Origin of the sequence: Halobium salinum (assembly GCF_026586625.1) — an archaeon.
In the GTDB taxonomy this organism is placed as follows: domain Archaea; phylum Halobacteriota; class Halobacteria; order Halobacteriales; family Haloferacaceae; genus Halobium; species Halobium salinum.
In genome coordinates this window covers 1,293,189-1,318,070 of the sequence record NZ_JAODIW010000006.1, presented here as the reverse complement: position 1 = coordinate 1,318,070, position 24,882 = coordinate 1,293,189, and the positions used below count along the sequence as shown (strand labels likewise).

General features: G+C 68.9%; 29 protein-coding genes. 13 read left to right on the top strand and 16 right to left on the bottom strand.

All coding sequences use genetic code 11. From position 1 onward, the window contains the following. Positions 1-178 precede the first annotated feature (178 nt). The 3 genes from N5095_RS10070 to N5095_RS10060 form a co-directional block, all read right to left on the bottom strand. On the bottom strand, positions 179-874 hold the full coding sequence (locus N5095_RS10070) for an MBL fold metallo-hydrolase (protein WP_267622663.1): 696 nt from the start codon (positions 872-874) through the stop codon (positions 179-181). Positions 875-928: 54 nt separating this feature from the next. After that, positions 929-1,180 (bottom strand): glycine zipper domain-containing protein, encoded by a 252-nt coding sequence (locus N5095_RS10065; protein WP_267622661.1) that lies wholly within the window; start codon positions 1,178-1,180, stop codon positions 929-931. Positions 1,181-1,310: 130 nt separating this feature from the next. After that, the gene (locus tag N5095_RS10060) at positions 1,311-2,507 is read right to left on the bottom strand and encodes a cystathionine gamma-synthase (protein WP_267622659.1); all 1,197 of its coding nucleotides are present in this window, start codon (positions 2,505-2,507) and stop codon (positions 1,311-1,313) included. 232 nt (positions 2,508-2,739) lie between these two features. Here N5095_RS10060 and N5095_RS10055 point away from each other — a divergent pair, with 232 nt between their 5' ends. The 8 genes from N5095_RS10055 to N5095_RS10020 all read left to right on the top strand — a co-directional run bounded on the left by N5095_RS10055 (position 2,740) and on the right by N5095_RS10020 (position 9,334). Further along, positions 2,740-3,036 (top strand): 50S ribosomal protein L21e, encoded by a 297-nt coding sequence (locus N5095_RS10055; RefSeq protein ID WP_267622658.1) that lies wholly within the window; start codon positions 2,740-2,742, stop codon positions 3,034-3,036. A 6-nt stretch (positions 3,037-3,042) separates the two neighbouring features. Then, the gene (locus N5095_RS10050) at positions 3,043-3,399 is read left to right on the top strand and encodes an RNA polymerase Rpb4 family protein (RefSeq protein ID WP_267622657.1); all 357 of its coding nucleotides are present in this window, start codon (positions 3,043-3,045) and stop codon (positions 3,397-3,399) included. A 43-nt stretch (positions 3,400-3,442) separates the two neighbouring features. After that, positions 3,443-4,042, top strand: coding sequence for a DUF655 domain-containing protein (locus N5095_RS10045; protein ID WP_267622656.1), 600 nt, complete (start codon positions 3,443-3,445; stop codon positions 4,040-4,042). A 105-nt stretch (positions 4,043-4,147) separates the two neighbouring features. After that, positions 4,148-5,032, top strand: a complete 885-nt coding sequence (locus N5095_RS10040; protein WP_267622655.1) for a 16S ribosomal RNA methyltransferase A — start codon at positions 4,148-4,150, stop codon at positions 5,030-5,032. Positions 5,033-5,037: 5 nt separating this feature from the next. Then, positions 5,038-6,498 carry a mechanosensitive ion channel domain-containing protein gene (locus N5095_RS10035; RefSeq protein ID WP_267622654.1) on the top strand — a complete coding sequence of 487 codons (1,461 nt, stop codon included), beginning with the start codon at positions 5,038-5,040 and terminating at the stop codon, positions 6,496-6,498. 101 nt (positions 6,499-6,599) lie between these two features. Beyond that, complete coding sequence (locus tag N5095_RS10030; RefSeq protein WP_267623031.1) at positions 6,600-7,175, top strand: HemK2/MTQ2 family protein methyltransferase; 576 nt, start codon at positions 6,600-6,602, stop codon at positions 7,173-7,175. 72 nt (positions 7,176-7,247) lie between these two features. Next, a complete protein-coding gene (locus N5095_RS10025) occupies positions 7,248-8,261 on the top strand; it encodes a 5-methyltetrahydropteroyltriglutamate--homocysteine methyltransferase (RefSeq protein WP_267622653.1) in 1,014 nt (337 codons plus the stop codon). After that, entirely contained in the window at positions 8,258-9,334 is a 1,077-nt protein-coding gene (locus tag N5095_RS10020) for a methionine synthase (protein ID WP_267622652.1), read from the top strand. The genes N5095_RS10025 and N5095_RS10020 overlap by 4 nt, the downstream gene beginning before the upstream one ends. A 340-nt stretch (positions 9,335-9,674) precedes the next feature. Here the strand turns inward: N5095_RS10020 and N5095_RS10015 are convergent, their stop codons facing one another. Then, entirely contained in the window at positions 9,675-9,893 is a 219-nt protein-coding gene (locus tag N5095_RS10015; RefSeq protein ID WP_267622651.1) for a TOBE domain-containing protein, read from the bottom strand. Positions 9,894-10,006: 113 nt separating this feature from the next. On the opposite strand from N5095_RS10015, the gene N5095_RS10010 reads away from it, so the two are divergent. Further along, complete coding sequence (locus tag N5095_RS10010) at positions 10,007-10,465, top strand: dCTP deaminase/dUTPase family protein (protein ID WP_267622650.1); 459 nt, start codon at positions 10,007-10,009, stop codon at positions 10,463-10,465. 616 nt (positions 10,466-11,081) lie between these two features. Here the strand turns inward: N5095_RS10010 and N5095_RS10005 are convergent. The 7 genes from N5095_RS10005 to N5095_RS09975 form a co-directional block, all read right to left on the bottom strand. After that, positions 11,082-11,957: a class I SAM-dependent methyltransferase gene (locus tag N5095_RS10005; RefSeq protein ID WP_267622649.1), complete on the bottom strand. Its 876-nt coding sequence runs from the start codon at positions 11,955-11,957 to the stop codon at positions 11,082-11,084. Positions 11,958-12,036: 79 nt separating this feature from the next. Beyond that, the gene (locus N5095_RS10000; protein WP_267622648.1) at positions 12,037-12,771 is read right to left on the bottom strand and encodes a bifunctional helix-turn-helix transcriptional regulator/GNAT family N-acetyltransferase; all 735 of its coding nucleotides are present in this window, start codon (positions 12,769-12,771) and stop codon (positions 12,037-12,039) included. A gap of 207 nt (positions 12,772-12,978) precedes the next feature. After that, entirely contained in the window at positions 12,979-14,121 is a 1,143-nt protein-coding gene (locus N5095_RS22360; RefSeq protein WP_267622647.1) for a glycosyltransferase, read from the bottom strand. Positions 14,122-14,306: 185 nt separating this feature from the next. Next, complete coding sequence (locus tag N5095_RS09990) at positions 14,307-14,681, bottom strand: DUF8055 family protein (protein WP_267622646.1); 375 nt, start codon at positions 14,679-14,681, stop codon at positions 14,307-14,309. Between the two features lie 10 nt (positions 14,682-14,691). Continuing rightward, positions 14,692-16,383: an FAD-dependent monooxygenase gene (locus tag N5095_RS09985; RefSeq protein ID WP_267622645.1), complete on the bottom strand. Its 1,692-nt coding sequence runs from the start codon at positions 16,381-16,383 to the stop codon at positions 14,692-14,694. Continuing rightward, positions 16,380-18,083 (bottom strand): electron transfer flavoprotein subunit alpha/FixB family protein, encoded by a 1,704-nt coding sequence (locus N5095_RS09980; protein WP_267622644.1) that lies wholly within the window; start codon positions 18,081-18,083, stop codon positions 16,380-16,382. Before N5095_RS09980 ends, N5095_RS09985 begins: the two co-directional genes overlap by 4 nt. 2 nt (positions 18,084-18,085) lie before the next feature. Beyond that, positions 18,086-19,072, bottom strand: coding sequence for an electron transfer flavoprotein subunit beta/FixA family protein (locus tag N5095_RS09975; protein WP_390203054.1), 987 nt, complete (start codon positions 19,070-19,072; stop codon positions 18,086-18,088). A gap of 179 nt (positions 19,073-19,251) precedes the next feature. Here N5095_RS09975 and N5095_RS09970 point away from each other — a divergent pair, with 179 nt between their 5' ends. After that, a complete protein-coding gene (locus tag N5095_RS09970; protein WP_267622642.1) occupies positions 19,252-19,608 on the top strand; it encodes a hypothetical protein in 357 nt (118 codons plus the stop codon). A gap of 208 nt (positions 19,609-19,816) precedes the next feature. On the opposite strand, the gene N5095_RS09965 is transcribed toward N5095_RS09970, so the two are convergent. Next, a complete protein-coding gene (locus tag N5095_RS09965) occupies positions 19,817-20,146 on the bottom strand; it encodes a 4Fe-4S dicluster domain-containing protein (protein WP_267622641.1) in 330 nt (109 codons plus the stop codon). 146 nt (positions 20,147-20,292) lie between these two features. Between N5095_RS09965 and N5095_RS09960 the strand changes: the two genes are divergently transcribed. Continuing rightward, entirely contained in the window at positions 20,293-20,775 is a 483-nt protein-coding gene (locus N5095_RS09960; RefSeq protein WP_267622640.1) for a DUF456 domain-containing protein, read from the top strand. 27 nt (positions 20,776-20,802) lie between these two features. On the opposite strand, the gene N5095_RS09955 is transcribed toward N5095_RS09960, so the two are convergent. After that, positions 20,803-21,501, bottom strand: coding sequence for a cyclase family protein (locus N5095_RS09955; RefSeq protein WP_267622639.1), 699 nt, complete (start codon positions 21,499-21,501; stop codon positions 20,803-20,805). A 35-nt stretch (positions 21,502-21,536) separates the two neighbouring features. Between N5095_RS09955 and N5095_RS09950 the strand changes: the two genes are divergently transcribed. Together N5095_RS09950 and N5095_RS09945 are read left to right on the top strand one after the other, a co-directional pair. Beyond that, a complete protein-coding gene (locus tag N5095_RS09950) occupies positions 21,537-22,361 on the top strand; it encodes an MBL fold metallo-hydrolase (protein WP_267622638.1) in 825 nt (274 codons plus the stop codon). A gap of 73 nt (positions 22,362-22,434) precedes the next feature. Further along, a complete protein-coding gene (locus N5095_RS09945) occupies positions 22,435-22,614 on the top strand; it encodes a DUF7987 family protein (RefSeq protein WP_267622636.1) in 180 nt (59 codons plus the stop codon). A 139-nt stretch (positions 22,615-22,753) separates the two neighbouring features. Here N5095_RS09945 and rpl12p read toward each other — a convergent pair whose 3' ends face one another. From rpl12p to N5095_RS09930, 3 genes are read right to left on the bottom strand one after another with little or no spacing between them, the layout of a single operon-like run. Continuing rightward, positions 22,754-23,098 (bottom strand): 50S ribosomal protein P1, encoded by a 345-nt coding sequence (gene rpl12p, locus N5095_RS09940; protein WP_267622634.1) that lies wholly within the window; start codon positions 23,096-23,098, stop codon positions 22,754-22,756. A gap of 24 nt (positions 23,099-23,122) precedes the next feature. Further along, positions 23,123-24,175: a 50S ribosomal protein L10 gene (locus tag N5095_RS09935; protein WP_267622633.1), complete on the bottom strand. Its 1,053-nt coding sequence runs from the start codon at positions 24,173-24,175 to the stop codon at positions 23,123-23,125. Beyond that, positions 24,172-24,813, bottom strand: coding sequence for a 50S ribosomal protein L1 (locus N5095_RS09930; protein WP_267622632.1), 642 nt, complete (start codon positions 24,811-24,813; stop codon positions 24,172-24,174). The genes N5095_RS09935 and N5095_RS09930 overlap by 4 nt, the downstream gene beginning before the upstream one ends. Between the last annotated feature and the right edge of the window lie 69 nt (positions 24,814-24,882).

The window sequence follows — 24,882 nt, the reverse complement described above, 5'->3', positions numbered from 1 at the left end:
TGGAGAAGCGAGACGGCTCCGCCGTCTCGCCCATCCTCGAAAAAGCTCGACGAAAAAGAGCCGCTCGCTCGGCCTCCGGCCTCGCTCGCGGTCGACGACGCCGACGACCACCGTACTACAAGACCGGACTCCCGCACAGCGACGCCCTCGCACCGACACCGCATCGACACTGCCCCGACTACTCCGCGCCCATCTCCTCGTGAACGCGCCGAACCTCCGCCGCGTCGGCGTCGACGACCCCGCCGTGGTAGCAGACGATTCGGTCGATTTCGAAGTTCGCGAGCTTTCGAACCGACGTGCGGGCCTCCTCCCAGTCGGGCGTGAAGTGGGGAACCGGCGCGTCCAGCCGCCCGTCCTCGGCGGTGAGCGCGTCCCCGGCCAGCAGGAGGTCCCGGTCCGGGAAGAACAGCGAGACGTGTCCGGGTGTGTGTCCCGGCGTGTTGACGACGCGCATCGGGCCGGCGCGGGTTCGAACGCTCTCGTCGCCGACGAGTTCGAGGTCGACCGGGACGGGTTCGTAGCGCTCCCCGCCGCCGCCACCCTTCGAAATCGGCTCCTCCCGACCGTCGATTGCCGGCGCCTCGGCGGCGTGGGCGACGACGAGCGGGTCGAACCCTTCGGCGTCCGCGACGAGGTCGTGGAACCCGTCGACGTGGTCCGAGTCCTGGTGGGTGAAGAGGACGAGGTCGACGTCGGCGAGGTCGAAGCCGGCGTCGTCGAGGTGGGCCTCGACTCGGTCACGCGCGCCCGGGAGGCCGGCGTCGACGAGGAGGAGGCCGCGGTCGGTCTCGACGACCGTCGGATGAATCGTCATCGCCCGGTCGTCGAAGTCGTACTCGAGCGGGAGGACGTGGACGCCGTCTGTGACCTGCATAGAGACGGATGGGCGTCGACGTGGTTAGTTCTACGCGCCGCGGCGAGCCGCGGATTACTCGAACTCGCCGCCGCCGCCGTCCTGGCCATCGTCGTCGCCGAGGTTGTCGGACGCGGCGAAGGCGGCACCCAGAGCGGCACCCAACGCGATGCCTACGCCGACCCACAGACCCATATCGCCGGTCGCGGCGCCGACGGCGGCGCCGACGCCCGCACCGAGCGCGACTCCGAGACCGATGCTCACGCCGGTTCGTTCCCCGTCCGTCGACCGCTCCCCGTCCGACCGCCCGTCCTCAGTGGTGCCCATACGAGGGGGTCGGCGGCGACCGGGATAGTCCTGTGCCCGTCGCGCTCAGTCTATAGTAGCGTCTGCAAGTCACGGCACATCCGACCGCCCGCCGCCGTGCGGTCGAGTGTGCAGATAGTTGCAGACGCTACTATAGCGCCGCCGCGAACGCCGCGTCGAGGTCGGCCTTCAGGTCGTCGAGGTGCTCGATGCCGACGCTCACCCGAATCAGCCCGTCGGCGAGGCCGGCGGCGACGCGCTCCTCGCGCGGGATGGCCGCGTGGGTCATCGCCGCCGGCTGTTCGATGAGGCTCTCGACGCCGCCGAGGGATTCGGCGAGCGCGAACACCTCGGTCGACTCGACGACCGTCGACGCCTGCGAGAGCGTGCCGTCGAGTTCGAACGAGAGCATCCCGCCGAAGTCGTCCATCTGCTCGGCGGCGAGGTCGTGCTGTGGATGCGACGCCAGACCGGGGTAGTGGACGGTGTCGACGGCGTCGTGGTCGTCGAGCCACCGAGCGAGTTCGCGGGCGTTCTCGCAGTGGCGGTCCATCCGCACGGGCAGGGTCTTCGTCCCGCGGAGGACGAGGAAGCAGTCGAACGGGCTGGGCGTCGCCCCCACGGAGTTCTGGTAGAAGCCGAACTCCTCGTCGAGTTCCTCGCTGTCGGTGACGAGCGCGCCGCCGACCACGTCGGAATGGCCGCCGAGATACTTCGTCAGGGAGTGACAGACCGCGTCGGCGCCGTGTTCCAGCGGGCGCTGGAGAGCGGGCGTCGCGAACGTGTTGTCCACGACACAGAGCGCGTCGTCCTCGTGGGCGATTTCGGCGAGGGCGCCGATGTCGTTGACTCGCATCAGCGGGTTCGTGGGAGTCTCGACCCAGACGAGTTCGGTCTCGGGGCGCGTCGCCTCGCGGACGGCGTCGAGGTCGGTGGTGTCGACGAAGTCGAACTCGATATCGTACTTCTCGTACACCTGCGTGAAGATGCGGTGGGTGCCGCCGTACACGTCGTCGCCGGTGACGACGTGGTCGCCGGACTCGAGCAGGTTGAGCACGGTGTTGATGGCGCCCATCCCCGAGGAGAAACAGCGCCCGAACTCGGCGCCTTCCAGCGCCGCGAGGTTCTCCTCCAGGTCGGTGCGGGTGGGGTTGCCCGTCCGGGAGTACTCGTACCCGCGGTGTTCGCCGGGAGCGTCCTGTTCGTACGTCGAGTTGGCGAAGATGGGCGTCATCAGCGCCCCCGTCTCGGGGTCGGGCTCCTGCCCGGCGTGGATGGCACGGGTCTCGATGTGGCCGCCTTCTTCGGGGGTGGCGTCGGCCTCCTCGTCGTGCTCGTGGTCGTCCATGCGCGCCCATCTGTCGCAGTCGGCTAAAGGTTGGCTGAACGCGCGTCCCGCCCTCACGAGTCGCCGAAGCGGTCGACGATGCGCTCACCCTCGTAGCCGCTGCCGTGGCCGGCGGCAGGGAGGACCGTCTGTACACCGCGTGCCGTGTCCCCGACCCACGAGAACCCTTCCGGAGCTCTCGGCGGAGAACGCACCTTTTATAACGCTGAGCGAGGTACACCGCGTTACGACTATGCCGAGTTCCAACGGTCCGATGACGGGGACGCGGAACAAGCTGAAGAACAAGCCCCGAGAGCGCGGCACCTCGCCGCCCCAGCGTGCGATTCAGGAGTACGACGAGGGCCAGAAGGTCCACCTGAAGATCGACCCGTCGGTCCAGAAGGGTCGCTTCCACGCCCGCTTTAACGGCCAGACGGGGGAGGTCGTCGGCAAGCAGGGCTCCGCGTTCAAGGTCCAGATCGTCGACGGCGGCAAGGAGAAGGTCCTCATCGTCGGGGCCGCTCACCTGCGCGAGCAGAAGCAGCAGTAAGCGCCGATGACGATCTTCAAGGAGAAGGTCAGCGAGGAGTACATGACCACCCCCGAGGTCAAGGAGCTCCTCGCCGACGTGGAAGCCGACCGCGCGGCGGACGAAGAGCGCGAGCTGCGCTACGAACTCGCCCGCGCCATCGAGCACGTCAACCGCTTCGCCGTGCTCGACCCCGAGGAGTCCCGCGAACTCGTCGCCGAACTGGAGGAACTGGAGAAGGTCGACGAGAAGACCGCCTTCAAGATCGCCGACCTGCTTCCCCAGGACCGGACCGAACTGCGGGCCGTCTTCGCCAAGGAACGCTACGCCCTCGACGGCGACGAACTCGACGAAGTGCTGAACGTCGTCGCGAAGTACGTCTGAACCGGCCCGGTTTTTAAATACTCTGTAGCCATACTGTCGTGGTATGACTCCCGCTGAGAGCGACGATTCTTCCGGCGGTTCCGACACCCGGTACGCCGTCGTCCTCGACTACCTGCCCCACGGGCGGGCCGACGACGACCGGCCCCAGTACCAGAAGGAGCCACTGGCGTACGCCCTCGGTGAAACGGACTTCCGACTCGTCGAACTCACCTTCGGCGACGGCGCCGACGCCGGTATCGGCGACCGCGTCCCCATCGCCCCCGAGGAGGAGCGCGAGGACGCGGCGGTCGAGCGAATCCGCGACATCGAGTTCGACGACCTCTCGAACGGCGCCCGCACCGAGTTGGAGTACGTCGTCGAGGAGGTCATCGAGGCGAACGAGCGTCGGTTCGTCGACTTCTACAACGACGCCCAGCCCATCACCCTGCGGCTCCACCAGCTCAACCTCCTGCCGGGCATCGGGAAGAAACTCCGCAACAACATCCTCGACGAGCGAAAGCGCGGCCCCTTCGAGAGCTTCGAGGGGCTCGAAGAGCGCGTCTCGGGACTGCACCGCCCGAAGGAGGTGCTCGTCGAGCGCATCATCGAGGAGCTCCGCGACGACGACCTGAAGTACAAGGCGTTCGTCCGCCGCGAGGAGTAACCGACGGTCCTCGGCTCCCGGCGTCGTCGACCGCGGCCGACGGCGTGGCTACGGGCCGAGTCGACAAGCGAGACGTTTACCCGCCGTCGGCGTGAATCACGGACAATGACCGAGCCGGACGGCGCCGCCGGCGACACCGCGCCCGCGACCCAGTCGTTTCGCGACCCCGACCAGCTGATTCGCCGCGCGGGCCTCCGCGGCGACCCCGACCAGGACCAACACTTCCTCGTCGACGACCGCGTCCTGGACCGAATCCCGACGTATCTCCCGGAGGACGCCGACGCCTCGCACCTGCTCGAAATCGGCGCCGGGACGGGGGCGCTCACCGACCGCCTGCTCGCCCGCGGCGAGCGCGTGACGGTCGTCGAGCGCGACCGCCGCCTCGCCGCCTTCCTCCGCGAGGAGTTCGCCGACGCCGTCGGCGACGGGCGGCTCTCGGTTCTCGAGGGCGACGCCCTCGACGTGTCGCTTCCGGAGTTCTCGGCCTGCGTGTCGAACCTCCCCTACGGCGTCTCCTCGGAGATCGCCTTCCGCCTCCTCCCCGAGAAGAAACCCCTCGTGTTGATGTTCCAGCGGGAGTTCGCCGAGCGGATGGCCGCCGACCCCGGCACCGACGAGTACGGTCGGTTGTCGGTGTCGGCCCAGCACTACGCCGACGTGGAGTTGGTCGAACACGTTCCACCGGCGGCGTTCTCGCCGCAGCCACAGGTCGACAGTGCGGTCGTCCGGACGACGCCGCGGGAGCCGGAGTACGAGGTCCGAGACGAGGCGTTCTTCCTCGACTTCGTGAAGGCGCTGTTCACCCAGCGTCGCAAGACCATCAGGAACGGTATCCGGAACACGACCCACATCACCGGCATCGAGGACGCCGCGGCGGTCGTCGACGCGGTCGACGAGGACCTGCTCCGGCGGCGGGCCGGGAAGCTCACGCCGACGCAGTTCGCGGAGTTGGCGACCGTCGCCGACAGGGTGGGTCGCGGGGGCGACTGATCGGGATGGCCGGTAGTTGGTTGGCACAGCAGGGGAACGGCTCCGGCAACAACGGCTCCGGAGGCAACGGGTCGGGGGGGAACGTCACCGGAGACGGCCCTACCATCGACCCGCCGGCGTCCGTCAACGACAGCATCGACGTGCTGTCCGGGTTCTCCTTCGTCGAGCAGCTGCTCCTCACGCTCGTCATCGTCGTCGCCATCGTGGCCGTCCGATACTTCTCCAAGCGCTGGCACAGCACGCACGACCGCGAGGGGTGGCAACATCTCACCGTCTCCGGGACGGTCGCGGTCGTCACCGCGGTCGCCATCTTCCTGCTCGTCGACCTCTGGGACCAGGTGGGCGAACTGGGCCGGGCCATACAGAACTTCGGCGGCCAGGAGATGGCGGGGACGGTGCTCATCGCCGTCGTCATTCTCGGAGCGACGTACGCCATCACGAGCTTCGTCGGCCGCGCCATCCAGATAACGGCGACCCGTGCGGGCGGCGTGAGCGAGCACCAGCGTGAGGTGGTGTACCGGCTCTCACAGATAATCCTCTACACGCTGGGCATCCTCATCACCATCAGCCTGTTCACGAACCTCGGGAGCGTCCTGGTCGGGGCCGGCTTCCTCGGCATCATCGTCGGGATGGCCGCCCGGCAGACGCTCGGCGCCGTGCTCGCCGGCTTCGTGCTGATGTTCTCCCGCCCGTTCGAGATCGGCGACTGGGTGGAGTTCGACGAGACGGAGGGCGTCGTCACCGACATCGGCATCGTCAACACCCGCGTCCAGACGTTCGACGGCGAACTCGTCACCCTCCCGAACGACCAGGTGAGCGCGAACACCATCATCAACCGCACGCGGAAGGGGCGCTACCGCATCGAGGTGGAGGTCGGCGCCGACTACGACGACGAGCCGGAGCGAGCCGTCCAGACCGCCTTGGAGGCCGTCTCCGACCTCGACGAGGTACTCGACGTGCCTTCCCCGCAGGTGGTCACCAAGCGCTTCGGGGACTCGGCGGTCGTCTTCGGCGTGCGCTGTTGGATAGACAACCCGAGCAAGCGCCGGATGTGGCGCGCCCGGAGCGCGATGATCGACGCGATTTACACCGCCTTCAGCGACGCGGGCGTCAAGATTCCCTTCCCACAGCGCGAGCTGATGGCCCGCAACGAGGAGGGTGGCTTCCGGCTCACTCGTGAGACGGCCGCCCGGGAAGCTCCCGCAGGCGACGAGCCGACGCGCGAGGAGTCGGGGGACGACGAAGCGTCGACGAGCGACGAGGGGTCGGCGGACGAAGAGTCCTCGAGCGGCGAGGCGTCGACCGCGACGACCGACGGCGGCGACGCGGTCGCCACGGGGGAGGTCGAGGAGCCGAACGTCGAGCGGACCGCGGACGCGGCGGACGCGGAGGGCGGCGTGGAGCCGAAGGGCGTCGACCGGAACGCGGGCGGAGACGACACGGACGACGAGGAGGGCCGGGAGTGACCGACCCGGACGGCGGTGCCGACGACCGGACGCCCGACGCGGGCGGGTCGGCCGCCGAATCGACTGACTCCGCCGCCGAATCGGGCGAATCCGCCGACTCCCTGGCCGAGCGTCGCGGACTCGACGTCGACGTGTACCAGCCCGCCGAAGACTCCGGTCTGCTGGCCCGTGCGGCGACCGAGGACGGCCGACTCGGTCCCGACGACGTGGCGCTCGAGGTGGGCACCGGGTCGGGCTGGGTCGCGGCCACGGTGGCTGAGGAGACCGGCGCCCGCACCCTCGGGAGCGACGTGAACCCCCACGCCGCCGAGCAGGCGCGCGAGCGCGGGGTCGAGGCGCTCCGGGCCGACCTCGTCTCACCCGTCCGCGACGGTGCGCTCGACGCGGTGCTGTTCAACCCGCCGTACCTCCCGACCGACCCCGAGAACGAGTGGAGCGACTGGATGGAGCGGGCGCTCTCGGGCGGGGAGTCGGGTCGCGCGCTCATCGACCCCTTCCTCGACTCGGTCGGTCGGGTGCTCGCCCCGGACGGCGCGGTGTACCTGCTCGTCAGTAGCCTCACGGGGTTCGACGAGGTGGTCGCCCGCGCGGCGGAGAACGGGTTCGCCGTCGAAACGGTCGTCCAGGAGTCGTACCCCTTCGAGACCCTGTCGGTGCTCCGACTGACGTCCGAGTAGGCTCGTCGAATTACCGAGAAGCATTTTCGCATAACGGAAATATTAAGCACCGGCATTCCGTAGCCCCGGTCGATGACCGACCTAGTGGCCACGACACCGGGGCTGTACCCGCTCCCGGACGCGGCCAAACAGCGGCTGTCGGACCTGAAAGGACACCAGAAGGGCGACCTCGTCTCCGGCGACGAGGGGCCGGAAATCGCCGCCGCCTACGAGGAGGCGCGCGGCGAACTTATCGCCGACCAGCGCACGGCCGGCCTCGACCGAATCGTGGAGGGGCAGGCCCGCTGGGACGACATGCTCGCCCATCCCCTGACGGTCCACGAGAACGTCGAGACCGGAGGTATCGTCCGCTACTACGACAACAACAACTTCTACCGCGACCCGCAGGTGCGCGGCGACCTCACCGCGTCGGGCGACGTCGCGGCCGAACTCGACGCGGCGACGGAACTGCTCGGCGACGACGAGTCCCTGCAGGCAGTGCTTCCGGGGCCGTACTCGCTCGCGGACCTCGCGACCGACGAGCACTACGGGGACGAGGCGGAGTTCCTCGACGCCGTCGGCGACTTCCTCGCCGGCGAGGTCGAGGCGTTCCCCGCCCACGAGACGCTGTTCCTCCTCGAGCCGTCGCTGGTGACGAACCCGCCCGCGGACGACGGCACCGACGACCTCGCGAGCGAGGTCGTCGACCGCGTCGCCGGCGCGACCGACGGCGACGTGGTCGTACAGGGGTACTGGGGCGCCTTCGAGGAGAAGACGTACGCCCACCTGATGGACGCCGACGTGGACGCCTTCGGCTTCGACCTCGTCGCCGGCGACCGCGAGCAGGACCTCTACAACGTCAACGAGTACGGCGCGAAAGACGAGGTCTCTTTGGGGCTCGTCGACGGCCAGAACACGCTGGTCGAGAGCCCGGAGACCGTCCGCGAGCGCGTCGACTGGTTCCAGGACCAGGTGCCCGCGACCGACTTCGAGCGCGTCTACCTGACGACCAACACCGAGACGTTCTACCTCCCCGTCTCGAAACATAAGGAGAAGCTGGTGGCGCTCGCCGAGGCCGCCGTCGCCGAATCCGAGGTGACCCAATGAGCCGCAACCCCGAGAACCGCGAACAGTTCCGACCGGAGAACCACCCGTCCGACCACTTCCTGCTGACGACGGTCGTCGGCTCCTACCCGAAGCCCAAGTGGCTCAACCGCGCGGGCGAACTCGCCGAGGACGAGGAATCGAAGTTCGACGCCGACGACCTCCACGAGGCCCACGACGACGCCTGTCGGCTCATCACCGAGGAGCACGAGCGCGCCGGTCTCGACACGGTCGTCGACGGCGAGATGCGCCGCGAGGAGATGGTGGAGTTCTTCGCTCACCGAATCGACGGCTACGAGTTCCACGGCCCGGTGAAGGTGTGGGGGCACAACTACTTCGACAAGCCCTCCGTCGTCGACGCGGTCGAGTACGACGAGCCGTGGCTGGTCGACGAGTTCGAGTTCACCGCCGCCGCCGCGGAGAGGCCAGTCAAAGTGCCCATCACGGGACCCTACACGCTCGCCAACTGGGCGTTCAACGAGCACTACGACACGGAGGAGGACCTCGCGTACGCCCTCGCCGACCTCGTCAACGAGGAGGTCGAGAAGCTCGTCGAGGCCGGCGCGCGCTACGTCCAGATAGACGAACCCGCCCTCGCCACGACGCCGGACGACCACGCTATCGTCGGGGAGTGTCTGGAGCGTATCGTCGCCGGCATCGACGAGGAGGTCCGCATCGGCCTCCACGTCTGCTACGGCGACTACTCGCGCATCTACCCCGAAATCAACGACTACCCCATCGACGAGTTCGACGTCGAACTCTGCAACGGCGACTACGAACAGATCGAGACGTTCGCGGACGGGCAGTTCGCACCGGACCTCGCCCTCGGCGTCGTCGACGCCCACACCGCCGAAGTCGAGCCCGTCGAGGACATCAAGGAGAACATCCTGCAGGGGCTGAAGGTCGTGCCCCCGGAGAAGCTCACCGTCTCGCCCGACTGCGGGCTGAAGCTCCTCCCCCGCGATATCGCCTACGGGAAGATGGAGAACATGGTCGAGGCCGCCCGACAGGTCGAGGCCGAACTCGACGCCGGCGACATTTCGGTGGAGTCGGTGCGGGCGCCGGCCGACGACTGACGGATTGAGCGCCACGACGGGCGCGCGTTCGGGCGCGCCCGACTCGCCGACGCAGTCGTGTGACGATTAGTCCGTTTTCGTACGTCCGGGGACGTTCGTCGTCCGGACCGCAGGGTGACCGACGACCGCAGAGTGCCGACCCGAGCCGTTCGGGACGGAATCGTCGGCGTCGTCGACGACCGCTTCTGGACCGTCGTCGCGGCCGTCGCCGTCTGGGTCGAGCCGCCGTATTCGTCGCCGTGGAGTCGTGACGCTCGCGGGAGCGCTCCGGGCGTCGTTCCTCGTCGGGAGCGGTCTCCTGCTTCTGTGTCCCGTCCCGTTCCGCTGTTGGTAGCGACGGTTACTCGCCGGGTTCCGCCTCGACCATCACTTCGGTCGCCTTGACCACGGCGTTGACTTCCTTGCCCTCCTCGATGCCCAGTCGTTCGACGGAGCCGCTCGTGATGACTGCCGTGACCTCCTGTCCGTCGCCGAGTTCGACCGTCACTTCGGCCATCAGGCCGTCAGTTTCGACGCCGGTGACGGTGCCGGCGAGTCGGTTGCGCGCGCTGAGTGACATGACGCTAGAGACAGGGTTTCGTCCGACATAACCGTAGTGGCGACCGAGACACGGCGACTCCAGCGGCCCGTACCCCCCGGACGTTTTGTCGCTCCGGTCCCAACCCAGTGGGTATGTCCTCGGACGACACCGGGCCTCAGTCCTTCGCGGACCGCATCGACGACCTGCTCCACGCGGAGACGCAGGTCCACGACCGCGGCGTCGACCTCACCGCCGCCGAGATAGCGGTCGTCGACCTTCCCGGCCGCGTCGACTTCGGTGGGGGCGAGTTGGAGGCCGCGGCCACCTCGCCCGTGGAGACGCACTACCGGAGCGAGGACGACGATTACGCCTGGTGGCATCTCGACGCCGGCCAGTACCTCCTCTCGTTCAACGAATCGCTCTCGGGCGAGGGTGACGTACTGATGCAGACGCGCGACGCGATGCGACGCGCCGGGGTGTTCCACCCGACGCTCGTGGTTTCGGCGTTCGAGCCGGTTCCCCTGTCGGTCGGGGAGGGTGGCGTGCGCATCAAGGAGAACGCGCGGGTGACGACGGTGTTGGAGTCGGGTTCTATCTCCGAATCTCGGTGATTTGGTGACGAATGCGAGACGGAAATCTGATTTGTCATGACCGGGGCGTCGAAGCAAAGCCCTCCCGCTCTCGCCGCCTCTGACCCGCCGCGCTCCTCGCTCCGCTCGCTTCGCTGCGGTGCTCGCGCCGTCAGAAGTCGAGCGAGAGCGCTCGCCCTTTGCGAGTTGCTCACTGAGCGAAGCTCAGTGGCATCGCAGAAAGCTCCGTTTTCTGCAGACCGCCAGGCCGGCGACCGCACGGCACCGCACCTCACACCTCCCCAACCTCGGGGCGGCCGACACGGGGTCGGCCGCGGTCCCTCGCGCGACACCTCGTCGCGATGAAACGCGACTCGGCGCGCACCTTGCGCCGGTCCATCGGCACAAGCGCCGTGCGAGGTCTTCGCGAACGGAGTGAGCGAATCGGTTGGGGAAGGTGTGGCGGTGCGGTCGGGTGGGGCTCCGGAAGGGGCCGGCGTCTGGACGAAGGACGGCGAAGTAAGCACGCGAACGGAGTGAGCGCGCGCAGCGAGCCGCACGAGTCCAGACGCTAAGGGATTTCGAGGGGCTACTGCATCACGACACTTCCTCCAACCGCTCCCTCAAATCACCGAGAGTGAGCCACAGCCACCCACTCTCACCCCGACTTCCGCGCCTTCAGCGAGAAGGTAAAGGGCACGTCGTACTCCGGATGGCGCCACCAGCCGTCGTCGCCCTGCACCATCCCCTCCACCTGCCGGTGGTCGGTCCGGTCGAACTCGTGGAGGAACTCGACACGGAGACCGGCCTCGGCGACCGCGCTGACGATCTCGCCCATCGAGTGGGGCCACTGGTAGTTCACCTGGTTCTCCAGTTCGGCGTCGGGGTCGGCGTAGGTGCCCTGCTCGTCGATGCGGTGCGGGCCGTCGTTCCAGTAGGGCCACCCACCGTCCTCCGAGCCGTCCGATTCGACCTGCCACAGCGCGGAGACGAGCGGGTGACCGTCGACGAGGTAGAACGCGCCCCCGGGGGCGAGACAGTCGGCGGCCACCTCGGCGAGGCGCTCGAGGTCGGGGAGCCAACCTAGCACCCCGTAAGTGGCGACCACAAGGTCGTAGCTTCCGACGTCGGGCACCGTCTCGGCGGCGTCGTACACGTCGCTCTCGACGAACCGGGCGCGCTCGGGGTCGATGCCGGCGGCGTCCCGAATCTCGCGGGCCGTCGCAAGCGCCGTGGCCGAGAAGTCCAGTCCCACCACGTCGGCGCCTTCGCGGGCCCACGACAGCGTGTCGAGCCCGTTGTGACACATGAGGTGGAGCAGGCGCGTCCCCTCGACGGCCAACTCCTCGCGTTCGATGTCCTTCAGGCTCGACTCGCCGGCGAGGAACCCTTCGACGTCGTAGTAGTCGGCGTCCGGGTGAATCTCGGCGCGTTCGTCCCAGTTGCGCCGGTTGACCTCGCGGCGCTCCGAGTCGCCTCCCGCGTCGTCACGGTTGCCCTCCGTGTCGTCCATCAGGTCGTCGCCGTCGCTCACGTCCCGAGGAGCGCGCCCCACCGAAAAACGCGTTGTGGTGCCGTGCGGGAGGCTACCGAGGCTGACGTCGTCGCCGAGGCTACCGCAGGTCGTAGGCCATCATCACCTCGTCGACGTAGTCGTCGTCGATACGGTAGTGGTCCTCGCGGACGGCCTCCGTCTCCCACCCCTTCGATTCGAGAAACGCGATGGCGCTCTCGTTCACCGCGGGGACGCTGTTGTACAGCTTCTCGAACCCGTGGTCCGCGGCCCACGCGACCCCCCGGTCGAGGAGGGTCGAGCCGACGCCCTCACCCCGGAACTCCGGCCGAACGCCGACGGTGAGGACGGCGGTGTGACTCAGTTTCTCCGCGGTCGGGAGGTCGAGGTGGACCCAGCCGGCGACTGTGTCGCCGACGGTGGCGACGAAGAACATCCGCGAGCCGATGGCGTTGTGTCTGAGGACGACCTCCTCCTGGTCGACCATCGCCGCGACCGTCTCGGCCTCGATGTAGCGCCCCTCCTCGGTGACCGTCCGCATCGCGTCGGTGAGTCCCTCTCGGTCGGTCTCGTCGGCGGCCCGGATGGTGTACTCGACGTCCTCTCCCTCGTGGTGTGTCTCCTCCTCGTCGGTGTAGGCGACCTGGAGCTTGTTGCCGACCTTCCGGACGTAGCCGTCCCGCCGGAGAATGGTCACGTGGTGGCCCAGCGCCGCCGGGTCGAGGTTCAGCGCCCGCCTGACCTCGTCCTCCCGGACGGTTCCGTGACTCTCGACGTAGTCGTAGATGTCCTTGCGGTCCTTGTGGCTGAAGTTCAGACTCTCGGTTAGCTCCATGCAATGAGGTACCACACACCACTACTTAACGCTTTTTCGTGATGAACTCGGTGAACGACCCCGTCGCTGACAGGTAGGTTCGGGGAACGCTCGGCGACTTCGGCCGCTGTCGACGCATCGCGGTGGGCCCGGCGGGCCAGTGGGGCGGCGGGGCCGCGCTCCCCGTGCTCCCGACGTTCTCGCTGCACCGGCGCACTCAGGCCCCGGCTACTCGTTTCGCGGCTCCGGCGACGCGTTCGATTCGGGCGCGGCCCGCCGCTCGCTCGGGGGGACGCCCGCCGCGTCCTCGTACACCGCCCGGGTCCGGGCGGCGATGCCGTCCCAGTCGTACTCGCGGACCCGCTCGAAGTTCCGACGGCCGGCGTCCTCGAGGTCCGCTTCCCGGGCCTCGCTGAGCGCCTCGTACAGCGCGTCCGGCTCGTCGGGGTCGTACAGCAACTCGGGGGTCGCGGCGAGCACGTCCGGCAGACAGCCGATTCGCGGCGCGACGACCGCACGCCCGAACGACATTCCGAGGATGGCACTCCCGGAGGTGAGCACCTCGTCGAAGGGCAACACCAGCGCGTCGGCGGCGTTCATGTAGCGCTGGATGTCCGCCTCGGGGACGAACTGGAACACCGTCGAGATGCGGTCGTCCTCGGCGCACGCCGCTCTGAGACGGGCGTCGGCCGCGTCGTCGTCCAGCGCCCGCCCGACGACGAACAGCCTCGCGTCGCCGTCGAGACGCTTGAACGCCGCCACGAGGTCGTCGACGCCCTTGTACGGACGGACGTTCCCGAAGAAGAGGAACACGGGTTCGTCGCCGACGCCGAGCCACTCGCGGGCCGCCTCGCGGCTCACGTCGTTCTCGTAGCTGTCGACGAAGTGGCCGTGAGGAACGACGACGACGGCCGGACCGCCCCCGTCCATCGGCACGTCGTAGGCGTCGACGACCCGGCCCTGCGCACAGGCGCTGTGGAGCACGAGCGCGTCACAGAGTCGCGCCACGAGGCGCCGGAAGAACAGTTCGAGTCTCGGTTGGGGCTTCTCGTGGTGGAGGACGTTGTGGACCGTCCAGACGACACCGACACCGAGCAGACGACAGACGGCGAGTTCGAACAGCAGTCGGAGGCCCAGCAGTACCGAGAAGACGGGGTTGTGTGAGACGAGGAGGTTGTCGAGCCAGTGGAGGTGGACGACGTCCGGCCGGCCGTGCCGGAACCGGCCGAGGACGGGGAGGTACTCCGTGTGGTCGCCCGTCCGGACGCGCACCCCGTGGTCGGCCAGGGCGTCGCGAAGCTCCACCTGGTACGGGTTGTCGTCGAAGGCACAGAGAAACAACACCTCCATGTCGTTCGCTGGGGACGTCACAGGTCAGTCGGGCCGACGGCTCCGACCGTCATAAGTACTGTTGCAAGGCCGTAAACAGGTGGCTCGCGGTATCGAGAAACACGACATCCCGTCCCGGCCGATTCCGACGTGAACCACCAGTCCCGGTGTCGGTCGCCGGTCTCGATGCCGGCTATCGGTCCCCGTGTCGACCGCCGCCGCCGAACTCAGCGGCCGTCCGCTCGGTCCGGGACGCCGGTGAGCACCCGCGCCACGTCGTGCGCGCTGTGGGTCTCGAGTAGTATCTCGGCCGCCGACCGAACCGTCGCACCGTACTCCCCCTCGACGCCGTAGCAGCGGGCGTACAGCGCCAGCCAGTCGTCGAGGGTCCGACCCAGTAGGTCGAACTCCTCGGGGGGGAACCGAACCCGCCGGCCACCGGTCCGCGCCTCGAGATACACCGCAACGGTCGGCCCGACGCCCTCCCGGCAGTAGCGGACGGCCCGCTCCGCTCTCGCATCCGACGGCGGTGGCGTGAACCCCTCGCGCTCGTCCGCGGCCGCCTCGGCGAGGGTCTCGATGCGGGGTCGAAAGCGGGTCACCGTCGGCCCCTCACCCCTGCCTGAACTCGACGCCCTTCCCGCCGCGGGGGTGCTCCCACGCCGTGTCGGCGACGATGGCGCAGGTGCCACACTCGACGCAGGGCTGGGTGTCGAGGCTGACGACGGTCTCCTCGCTCCCGTTCGTCCGGACGGTTTCGGTCCGGTAACAGCCGCCGCCGAACCCCTCGGCGCTGACCGGGCAGGCCGAGACGGCGGCGCCGCTCGCCTCGTAGGAGGCGTCCCGCAGCCGGATGTGCGGGTGGCCGATGTCCGTGTCGTAGGTGAGGTCGCCGATGCGCTCCTCCAGGCTCGGCGGCTCGACGGTGTTTACGTCGGTGATGGGCTCGCCCAGCTCCTCCGCGATGGCGGTCGGGAGCGTGACGTACGGCGTCCGGGTGTCGGGGACCATCATCGAGAGGTACGGCGAGCCGTACAGCCGCTCCAGCCGTCCGCCGAGCGCGCGGAGCGCGCCGCGCCCCACACGCGAGTCGACGAGCCGGTCGGTGAGCCCAGACGCGCGGTCGTTCTCCCCGACGACCCGCGCCGCCTCGTAGCGTCGCGGACGGAGCTTGTCCATCACGCCCTCGGAGCGGAGCTTCTCGGCGTACAGCGTCCCGGCCGTCCGGGTGTCGCCGCGGGCCTTCGCCTCGGCGTACGCCTCCGCGGCGAGCGCGCCCGCCGTCACGGCGTGGTTCATCCCCTTGATGATGGGTCCCTGCGCCTGCATCTGGCCGGCGGCGTCGCCGACCAGCACGAGTCGGTCGCGGTGTGGCTCTCGGAGAGCGACCTTCTTCGAGTCCGGGACCAACTTCGCGGAGTACTCCAACTCCTCGTACTCGTCGCCGAGCCACTGCGCGAGCAAGGGGTGCGTGAGCAGCGCGTCGAGCAGTTCGTGGGGCTCCGCCTGCTCGGCGACGAGGCTGTCGAGGTGGAACACCGTCCCGATGGAGAGGGTGTCGCGGTTCGTGTAGAGGAAGCCGCCGCCGCGCACGTCGTCGAAGAGGTCCCCCGAGAACAGGTGGGCGACCCCCTCGTCGTCGTCGACGCCGAAGCGCTCCTCGATGGCCCCCTCCGGCATGTCGACGACCGCCTTGACGCCCTGGAACCACTCCTCGGGCTCCGCCCAGTCCATCAACCCGGCGTCGCGGGCGAGTTCGGAGTTGACGCCGTCGGCGGCGACGACGAGGTCCGCGCGGATGGGGTCCAGTTCGTCGCAGGTGACGCCGACGATTTCGCCCTGCTCGCGCAGGAGCCCGTTCACGCGCACCTCGGTGAGCAGGCCGCCGCCGGTCTCGCGGGTGAGTTCGTGGACGCGCTCGGCGAGCCACGAGTCCATCTTCCGGCGGAGGACGGCGTCACACCACTCCGTGTCGTGTTCGTGGAGGTCGGTGATGTCGAAGGACTTGACCCGGTCGCCGGCGACGTTGTGGAGGTGGTAGTCGGTGACGGGGCGCTCGGCCGCCTCCTCGCGGAACCCTTCGAACAGCCGGTCTATCGTGTACGGCGCGGACTCCTCGGCGTAGATGAGCCCGCCGGAGACGTTCTTCGAGCCGGCGTCGACGCCGCGTTCCAGAACGAGCGTCTCGACGCCGTAGCTGGCGAGCGCCGCCGCGGCGGCCGCCCCGCCGGGACCGGCGCCGACGACGACCGCCTCGTAGTGCTCGGCGTCGGCCGCGTCGGCGTCCGAGGGCGAGGAACTCACCGTCGTTCACCCCCATCCGCGGCGGCCTTCAGGTCCAACTCGCCCGCCTCCATCGCGTCGACGAGCCGCGGGAGCACCTCGAAGAGGTCGCCCTCGACGAAGTAGTCCGACCAGTCCCTGATTCTGGCTTCCGGGTCGGTGTTGATGGCGACGATGGTCTCTGCCTCGTCACAGCCCACCTTGTGCTGGACCGCCCCGGAGATGCCGGCGGCGATGTAGAGTTTGGGGGCGATGACCTGCCCCGTCTCGCCGATTTGGCGGTCCTCCTGCGTGTACTGCTCGACGTGGCCGTCGAACTGGTACGAGCCGGTGACGATGCCGCGGGAGACGCCCACGTCGGCGTCGTCGAACCCCTCGGCGAGTTCGAGCGCGAGTTCGATTCCCCTGGTAGGGTCGTCGCCGATGCCGCGGCCGACCGCGACGACGACCTCGCGGCCGGTGAGGTCGACGCCCTCGTCCAGTTGGTCGTACTCCGTGACGCGGACCCGGAACCAGTCGTCGTCGAGGTCGAACTCGTGGCGGACGACCTCGCCCTCGCGGGAGTCGTCGTACTCGGGGACCTCGAAGCTCCCCGGGATGACCGACGCGCCCTGCGGGTGGAACTCGCGGTTCGGGTTGTCGATACAGAGGATGGTGGAGTACTCGAAGCCGGAGAAGTCCGGACGCTTCATGTGAAGGATGCGCTCGAACTCCTTTTTCGACCCCGGCTCGCCGGTCTTGACGGGGTTTGAGATGACCGAGTTCTCGATGTAGAGGCCCGAACAGTCCGATGCCAGTCCGGAGTCCAACTCGGCTTGCACCTGCGCCGAGAGGTCCCGCCCGTTGTTCGTCGCCGGGAAGAGGACGTAGCGCGGCTCGTCGTAGTCGCGCCAGTCCGCCTCGTCGGGGTTCCCCTCGCCGGGGTCACCACCCCAGCGGGCCATGTCGGCGACGATTTCGGTGTAGGCCTTGTGCGAGAAGCGCTCGAGGCGCTCGTCCTCGTGGACCACGACGACGTCGGCGCCGAAGCCGATACAGCCCTGGGCGTGCTTCTCCACGTCGTCGCCGACGAGGACGGCGACGACCTTCTCCTCCTCGCCGTCCTCGTTGCCCCCGTACGTCTCGTTGTAGTCGTCCATCAGCTGGCGGGCCTTCCCGAGCATCTCCTTCGAGACGTCGATGAGCTCGCCCGCCTGCGTCTCACAGTACACCCACGTGTCGCCGTAGGCTCCGTCCTGCAGGGCGCGGACGTGGCGCTTGTCGGCCGTCGGGTGCGAGAGGTCCGGGTGGCGTTCCTCGGGGGTCTGTGCCTCCTCGGCCTCGTCCGCCTCCTCGTCCTCGTCGCTCCCCTGGACGGAGTCGATACGGTTCTGAATCAGTCGCTTCACGGAGTCGCGGTCTTCTCCGTTCTCCTCCTGCTCCAGCAGGGATTCGAGGCGCTCGACGGAGTCGAGTTTCATCACCGCGTTGCCCACGTCGGCGGTCGACAGTTCGGCGAGGTCCAACTCGTCGGTGTCGACCTCCCCCTCGTCCTCGTACTTCTCGATGCGGGACTCGATGAGCGTGACGACCTGCGGGCGATTCTGTCCGCGTTCCTCTCTGTCGAGGACGCCGCGGAGCTCCTCGAGGTCCTCGATGTCCTTCAGCTTGGGGCCGAGGTCGGCGATTTCGTAGTCGCCGGGGTCGAAGCCGTTCGGAGTGTCGCCGTTCTCCCCTGCCATCGTCACTCACCCCCCGTCTCGCCGTCGCTCGTGTCGCGGTCGTCGCTCCCGCCGGTTCGACCGCCGTCGGCGACCGCCTCGGCTCCGCCGCCACCCCCGCTCGCGCCGGCGGCGAACGGGAGCATCTCGTCGACGAGTTCGGTCATCCCGTCTGCGTCGTCCGGGGCGACGACGGTCGCCTCGCGTTCGGCAGGCTGTTTCGGGATGGGGTCGACCGAGGAGACGATGGTCGGCGACCCGTCCAGCCCGATGTAGTCCGGGTCGAGGTTCAGGTCCGAGTGGTCCCAGACGGTGAGGTGGTCCTCGAACGCCTCGGCCCGCCTCGCCGTCCGCTCGCGGAGGTCCTTCAGTTCGAGGCGGTGGGACGCGGTTCGATAGGAGGGGACGAACTCGGGGTCGGCGACGACGAAGCAGGGGAGTTCGGCCTCGACGGTCTCTATCTCCTCGATGTCGCCCTCGACGAGCCGCTTCGCGCGGAGCGTCCGCGCCTCGGGGTCGATGTCGAGCGAGACGACGTGGGTGACGACCGGCATGTCCAGACACCAGCAGGTCTGCGGACCGGTGTGGCCGGTCTCCCCGTCGGCGGTTTTGAACCCCGCGAACACGAGGTCGGGCATGGCGTCCTCGTCGCGACCGTCGCCCTCGTTCGTCCCCGCCGCCATCTTCTCGATGCCGGTCGCAAGCGTGATTGAAGTGGCCCAGGTGTCGGCGGCGGCCATCTCCCGGTCCGAGAGGAGGTAGAGGTCGTCGGCGTACACGTCCGCCATCGCCTCGCGGAGTACGTCCTTGTACCCCGGCGGCCCCATGCTCATCACGCTCACCCGACCACCGTGGCGAACCCGGGTCTGGAGGGCGGCCCTGAGTGCGAACTTGTCGTTGGGGTTCATCACCGTCGGCGTCTTCCCCCGCTCCAAGTGGCCGTTCTCGTCGAACGACACCTGGCCCTCCCGGAAGTCGGGGACGCCCTTCGTCAGGACGACTGTGTGTATTGGTGCCATGTACCTATGGTGGTCTGGTTCGTGTCCGTAATAGTCTTTTGTGCTAGTCGCGGTGCGGTCGCGTCTCGGACGGACGATATCGCCCGTCGGGGGTGGTACGAGGTGCCACGCCGCGGTGGCAATTTCTTTAGGTACCGGAGTTAGGCACGGTTGCCGCCTCGATACGGCGTATGGAGGCGGTCGACGACCTGGAAGAGCGGTATCGAGGCGACACCGTAGAGTACCGCGGGGCGAGGTGGCGAATCGAGTCGGTGTTCGCCACGCACAACGCCACCGGCCACCCGGCGGAGTGTGCGGCGTCCGGGCGGACCGTCCCGGTCGACGGGGCGCATCTCGTCGTCGGCGCCGAGCGCCTGGAGTACTCGTACGACTTCGACCACCGGACGGCGTTCGTCGTCGGCTGTCCGGAGACGCTCCGCTCCTGGGTCGGCACCGGTGTCGAGCGAACAAGCGGAGCCGACGGGGCCGACAGTACCGAGACCGACGCCGACGCCACCACGGACACGCCGGCCCCGGCGCCGAACTGAGCGCGGTCGTCGACCCCCGACGGCCGGTGACGAGGCTCCCGGCGAACGCTCCCCGTCGTCACAGGCTGACGGACTCGACCGTACCGACCACACGAATTCCGTGAGAAGCGACTGTCCGTCCCGCGCCGCCGCTGTCGCCGCCACGGGGAGAGACCGTCGGCCACGCCGGCGTTCGTCTCTCGGTGTCGGGAAAGTGGACCCGGTTCGCTCAGACGCGGCCCGCGCGGCCGGGGTCCACGTCGATGGCGTCGACCGGACAGACGTCGACACAGAGCATGCAGTCGATACACTGAGCCTCGTTGGCCGGGTCGGCCTTGATTTCGCTCTCGGGGTGACCCGGGGAGTCGACCCACTCGAAGACGTCGACGGGACAGTCCTCCAGACAGGCGCCGTCGGCGAGACAGATGTCGAAGTCGACGGCGACGTGGGTGCCGTGGATGCCGAGCGTCTCCGGTTCCTCGACCGGTCCCCACACGTCGTGGCCGTTGTGCTCCTCGACGACCTCCCGGTTCTGTTCGAAGTTCGAATCGATGGGCATTGCTAGCTTCGACCACTTCACCGAGCAATGTAAAACCATACGGCGCGGACCCGACCCCCACCGTCTCGGTCGGTCGCGCCTGCGCAGATGCCGCCACCGCCCGCCACCGCCGCGGGGTTTTTCGCCGACGGGAGCGACGGACGGCTATGGCCGACCTGCTCGTCCTGGTCGCGTTCGCCCTCCTCGTCCTCGGCGTCGTCGGGAGCGTGGTCCCGGGTCTCCCGGGGGCCCTCGCTTCGCTCGCCGGCGTCGGTCTCTACTGGTACACGAGGGGGTTCGCCGACCCGAGTCTCCCCGTCCTCGTCGTCCTCCTCGCCGTGGGTCTCGCCGCGGCCGTCGTGGAGTTCGCCGGCGGCGCCGTCGCGGCCCGGGCCGGCGGCGCGTCGACGCGGACCACCGTCCTCGCGACGCTCGTCGGACTCGTGCTCGCGCTCGTCACCGGCCCGGTCGGCCTCGTCGCCGGCGTCGCCGGCACCGTCTTCGCCGTCGAGTTCGCCCGCAACGACGACGCCGACGCGAGCGCCCGGACCGCGCTGTACGCCACGGTCGGCGTCCTCGCGTCGACGGCCGTACAGGCGCTGCTGACGCTGTCGATGCTCGGCGCGATGGTGCTGGTCTACGTGTACTGAACCGCCGTGGCTCCGTCCCGTCGAGCGTCACTCCGCCGTCACCGCCACCGCCCGCACCGGCGAGCCGTCGGCGTCGATGCCGAGGGGATACGCTCGGAGTTCGAACCGTTCGGGCACCCGGTCGAGTCCGGTCAGGTTCTCCACGACGAGCAAGCCGCGCCCGAGGAGCGCGCGGTGGGCCGGGACGCCGTCGGGTTCGTCGGCGGTGTCGACGTCCTCCACCGACAGCTCACCGTGGCCGACCGGTGTCGGGTCCGGACTCGCCGCGTCGAGACCGACGGCGACCCCGAGGTCGGCACAGCGTTCGGCGGCGGCCGGGCCCAGGTACGGATGGTCCCAGTAGCGCGCCTCGCCCCAGTGGGCGGCCCAGCCGGTCCGGAAGAGCAGTAGCTCCGCGTCCGTCGACTCCGGCACCGCCTCGGGCCCGATAGCCTCCCGCGAGTCACAGGGCCCACAGTCGACGAGCCGCGCGTCGAAGACGAAGTCGGCGGGGTCGAACGCGGCGAGGCTCGCGCCGTTCGGTTCGGTGTGGCTCGGCGCGTCGACGTGGGTGCCGGCGTGACTGCCGAGGCGGAGGTCGGTGACGCGGTAGCCGTCGGCCTCCACGGTCGCGTGCGGGTCGAGTTCGACCGGCGGGTCGCCCGGATACGTCGGCGTCCCGGCGTCGAGAGGATGGGTGAGGTCGTAGGTGGCCACGGGTTCGGTCCCGAATTCGTCCGCCGACACCTACCCTTTTCCGCCCGGCCGACCCACGCACCGGCATGCACCTGACCTTCCTCGGCACCGGGAGCGCGATGCCGACGCCCGACCGCGTCCAGACCGGCCTGCTCCTCGAACGCGCCGCCGAGGGGACGACACAGCGCCTCCTCGTCGACTGCGGGAGCGGCGTCCTCTCGCGGCTCGCCGGCACCGAGGCCGGCTACGAGAGTGTCGCCTCGGTGCTCCTCACACACCACCACCTCGACCACGTCGCTGACCTCCTCCCCCTGCTGAAGGCTCGGTGGCTCGCCGGCGAGGAGCACCTCGAAGTCGTCGGTCCGACGGGGACGAAGGCCCTCCTCGACGACCTGCTCGCCGTCCACGACTACCTCCAGGACCGGGTCGACCTCCGGGTGCGCGAGGTGACCGCCGACTCGACGTTCGAAGTCGCCGGCTTCGAAGTCGAGAGCTACGAGACCCGCCACTCGATGCCGTGTCTCGCCTACCGGTTCGCGGGCCACCGGGGCGACGGGAGCGACGGGGGCGACGGGGGCGACGGGAGTGGCGAAGCGGCGGACGCCGACGAACCCGGACGCGACGTGGTGTTCGGCGCCGACAGCGAGGCGTTCGCGGGGCTCGCGAACTTCGCCGACGGCGCCGGAGTGCTGATTCACGACTGCTCGTTCCCCGACGAGGTGGACGTGTCGAACCACCCGACGCCGACCCAACTGGGCGAGGCCCTCGCCGGCCACGACTACGGCCGAGTGTACCTCACGCACCTCTACCCCCACACGGAGGGCAAACACGAGGAGATGCTCGAATCCGTGGCACGAAACTACGACGGGGACGTGCGGTTCGCGAAGGACGGCCTGCGAATCGAGATGTGACGCGGACCACGGGGCTCGCCGGCCGGGTGCGGACCGGTCCGACGTTCAAGTCGCCGGGGCTCTACGGTGGGGTATGGTCTCCCGCGAGAACACAGTAATCGCCGGCTGCCTCGCCTTCGCCATCCTCCTGGCGCTGACTCTGGACACGTACACGTCGCTCCCGTTCTCGCTCGTCATGGGCGCGTTGTTGCTCTTCGGCGTCGTCGTCCCGACGGCGACCAACGAGTACCTCGACCGGCAGTCGACGGATTGACCGGGAAGTCACCGCAATCGATACGGCGACAGCCGTCGCTGGTCGGTCGAGCGGCGTCAAAAAACGCGGGACTGCGAAGAGAGGTTCGCGAGGTACGGCGCTGTTTACCCGAAGACTGCTCCGGTAGCGACTGACCGGTTCAGCCGAACAGCTCGCCGAGACCCTCGCCGCCGTCGTCGTCCTCGTCTTCCTCGTCGTCCTCGGCCTCTGCCTCGGCCTCGTCGTCCGTCGTGTCGAGCTCCTCGCTGTCGGCTTCGTCGTCGCCGGCGGAACCGCCGGACGCGCCGCCGGCCGCTGCGGCGGGCGCCGCGGCGGCCGTGTCGATGGCCTCCTCGATGTCGACGTCCTCCAGCGCGGCGACGAGGGCCTTGACGCGGGACTCCTCGACGTCGACGCCGGCGGCCTCGAGGACCGCGGTGACGTTGTCTTCGTTGATCTCCTCGCCCGATTCGTTCAGGATGAGTGCTGCGTAGACGTATTCCATTGTTGTGAGTCTCCGTTGAAGTGATTAACCGAACATCGCGCCGAGGCCCTCGCCACCGTCGTCGTCGCCGTCGTCGTCGTCGGCGGCGTCCTCGTCGGCGTCAGCCTCGGCTTCCGTGTCTTCGTCTGCCTGTTCCTCGGTGTCCTCGCTCTCCTCGGCGGCCGGGGCCGCCGGCTCGACGCCGCGGAGCTCCTCGGGGAGGGCCTCCTCGTCGTCGATGAGCGCGGCGAGCGCCCGAAGCTGGGAGTCGGCCTTGCGCACGAGGTCGGGCATGAGCTCCTCGTCCTCGATGGCCGCCTGCAGGCCGACCGACTTGGCCTCCATGGCGCCCTTCGAGAGGAGCTGACCCGCGGTCCGCGAGGTCGGGTAGACGGCGTTGACCGAGAGGTTGGTCGCCGCCGCGACGCCGGCCTTGAGGTCCGCCTCGTACTCCTCGACGTCGATGTCGAGGTCCTCGGGGTCGAACAGCGTTCCCTCGCTGTACACCGAGCGGAGGTCGAGACCGACCTCCTTCGGCTCGATTCCGAGTTCGTTGAGGACGTTCGCCAGCTGCGCGCTGACCTCCTCGCCGGCCTCGAGGACCGTCGAGTCCTCGGTGACCTTGATGGAGCCGTCCATGATGCGCGCCGACGCGCCGACCTGCTGGAGCTCGCCCACGAACGGACCCGGGTCGACCCCGGTGTCACCCTCGGGGATGACGACGTCGTTGGGGGCGACCTCGCCCGCGTTGATGGGTGCGGGGGTCTTCGAGGCCTCCAGCTTCTTGAACAGCGCGAACGGGTTGTCGTTGGTTCCGACGAACGCGACCTGCCCCGAGATGTGCTCGACGAGCTCCTCGAAGCCGGAGTCGACCTCCTCCAGCGCACGCGTCATGAGCGTGTTTCGGCTCATGCGCAGCGCGGCGCTGCCGTGGAGGTCGCGACGCATCGCCTGGAGCTGTCGGCTCGGGATGCCCGTGACGCTCACGACGCCGACCGAGTTGTAGCTCTCGACGAAGTCGACGAGCTCGTCGACCTCTTCCTCCTTCCACTGCGGGAGGTTCTCGGTCTTGCGAACGGACTCGCTCTCCGCGCTCATGCGGGCACCTCCACCGAGGGACCCATCGTCGTCTTGACGTACATGGAGTCGATGTTGAGCGGCCCCTTCTCGAGGCTCGCTTCCAGACGCCGGACGATGGTGTCGATGTTGGACGCGATTTCGTCCGCGGACATGTCGTTGGCGCCGACGCGCGTGTGGAACGTACGCCGGTCACGCGAACGAAGCTGGACCGTGTTCTTCATCCGGTTGACGGTCTCGACGACGTCGTCGTCCGGCTGGAGCGGGGTCGGCATCTTCCCGCGCGGCCCGAGGACGGTCCCCAGGTAGCGACCGATGTCCTGCATCAGGTTCGCTTCCGCGATGAAGAAGTCCGTTTCTCCCGCGAGGTCCTTGGCGGCGTCCGTGTCGTCGCCCAGGTCTTCGAGGTCTTCTTTGGAGAGTACCTTGTCTGCTACGTCCTCGGCGCGAAGCGCCGTCTCGCCGGATGCGAACACCACGATCTGGGTGTCCTGGCCGGTGCCGGACGGTAGCACGATACCCTCGTCGATTCGGTTCGACGGGTCGTTGAGGTCAAGGTCGCGCAGGTTGATCGCGAGGTCCACCGTCTCGCGGAAGTTCCGCTCAGGTGCGTCCTCGAGTGCGCGAGAGACCGCTTGCTCTATCGTATCTTCTGCCATCTTTCACCTCCGTAGTACGCAGGCTGCACTCCGGCTTCACGCCGGGTCGCGTGCTCCTACGGGTCAGTG

Coding starts and splice junctions, on each gene's coding strand:
- N5095_RS09950 (WP_267622638.1), top strand. CDS start 21,537: ATGCACCTGACCTTCCTCGGCACCGGGAGCGCGATGCCGACGCCCGAC.
- N5095_RS10065 (WP_267622661.1), bottom strand. CDS start 1,180: ATGGGCACCACTGAGGACGGGCGGTCGGACGGGGAGCGGTCGACGGAC.
- N5095_RS10015 (WP_267622651.1), bottom strand. CDS start 9,893: ATGTCACTCAGCGCGCGCAACCGACTCGCCGGCACCGTCACCGGCGTC.
- N5095_RS10050 (WP_267622657.1), top strand. CDS start 3,043: ATGACGATCTTCAAGGAGAAGGTCAGCGAGGAGTACATGACCACCCCC.
- N5095_RS10025 (WP_267622653.1), top strand. CDS start 7,248: ATGACCGACCTAGTGGCCACGACACCGGGGCTGTACCCGCTCCCGGAC.
- N5095_RS10055 (WP_267622658.1), top strand. CDS start 2,740: ATGCCGAGTTCCAACGGTCCGATGACGGGGACGCGGAACAAGCTGAAG.
- N5095_RS09970 (WP_267622642.1), top strand. CDS start 19,252: ATGGAGGCGGTCGACGACCTGGAAGAGCGGTATCGAGGCGACACCGTA.
- N5095_RS10035 (WP_267622654.1), top strand. CDS start 5,038: ATGGCCGGTAGTTGGTTGGCACAGCAGGGGAACGGCTCCGGCAACAAC.
- N5095_RS10020 (WP_267622652.1), top strand. CDS start 8,258: ATGAGCCGCAACCCCGAGAACCGCGAACAGTTCCGACCGGAGAACCAC.
- N5095_RS09960 (WP_267622640.1), top strand. CDS start 20,293: ATGGCCGACCTGCTCGTCCTGGTCGCGTTCGCCCTCCTCGTCCTCGGC.
- rpl12p (WP_267622634.1), bottom strand. CDS start 23,098: ATGGAATACGTCTACGCAGCACTCATCCTGAACGAATCGGGCGAGGAG.
- N5095_RS09965 (WP_267622641.1), bottom strand. CDS start 20,146: ATGCCCATCGATTCGAACTTCGAACAGAACCGGGAGGTCGTCGAGGAG.
- N5095_RS09930 (WP_267622632.1), bottom strand. CDS start 24,813: ATGGCAGAAGATACGATAGAGCAAGCGGTCTCTCGCGCACTCGAGGAC.
- N5095_RS09935 (WP_267622633.1), bottom strand. CDS start 24,175: ATGAGCGCGGAGAGCGAGTCCGTTCGCAAGACCGAGAACCTCCCGCAG.
- N5095_RS09980 (WP_267622644.1), bottom strand. CDS start 18,083: ATGGCAGGGGAGAACGGCGACACTCCGAACGGCTTCGACCCCGGCGAC.
- N5095_RS10060 (WP_267622659.1), bottom strand. CDS start 2,507: ATGGACGACCACGAGCACGACGAGGAGGCCGACGCCACCCCCGAAGAA.
- N5095_RS09945 (WP_267622636.1), top strand. CDS start 22,435: ATGGTCTCCCGCGAGAACACAGTAATCGCCGGCTGCCTCGCCTTCGCC.
- N5095_RS10040 (WP_267622655.1), top strand. CDS start 4,148: ATGACCGAGCCGGACGGCGCCGCCGGCGACACCGCGCCCGCGACCCAG.
- N5095_RS10045 (WP_267622656.1), top strand. CDS start 3,443: ATGACTCCCGCTGAGAGCGACGATTCTTCCGGCGGTTCCGACACCCGG.
- N5095_RS10010 (WP_267622650.1), top strand. CDS start 10,007: ATGTCCTCGGACGACACCGGGCCTCAGTCCTTCGCGGACCGCATCGAC.
- N5095_RS10000 (WP_267622648.1), bottom strand. CDS start 12,771: ATGGAGCTAACCGAGAGTCTGAACTTCAGCCACAAGGACCGCAAGGAC.
- N5095_RS10070 (WP_267622663.1), bottom strand. CDS start 874: ATGCAGGTCACAGACGGCGTCCACGTCCTCCCGCTCGAGTACGACTTC.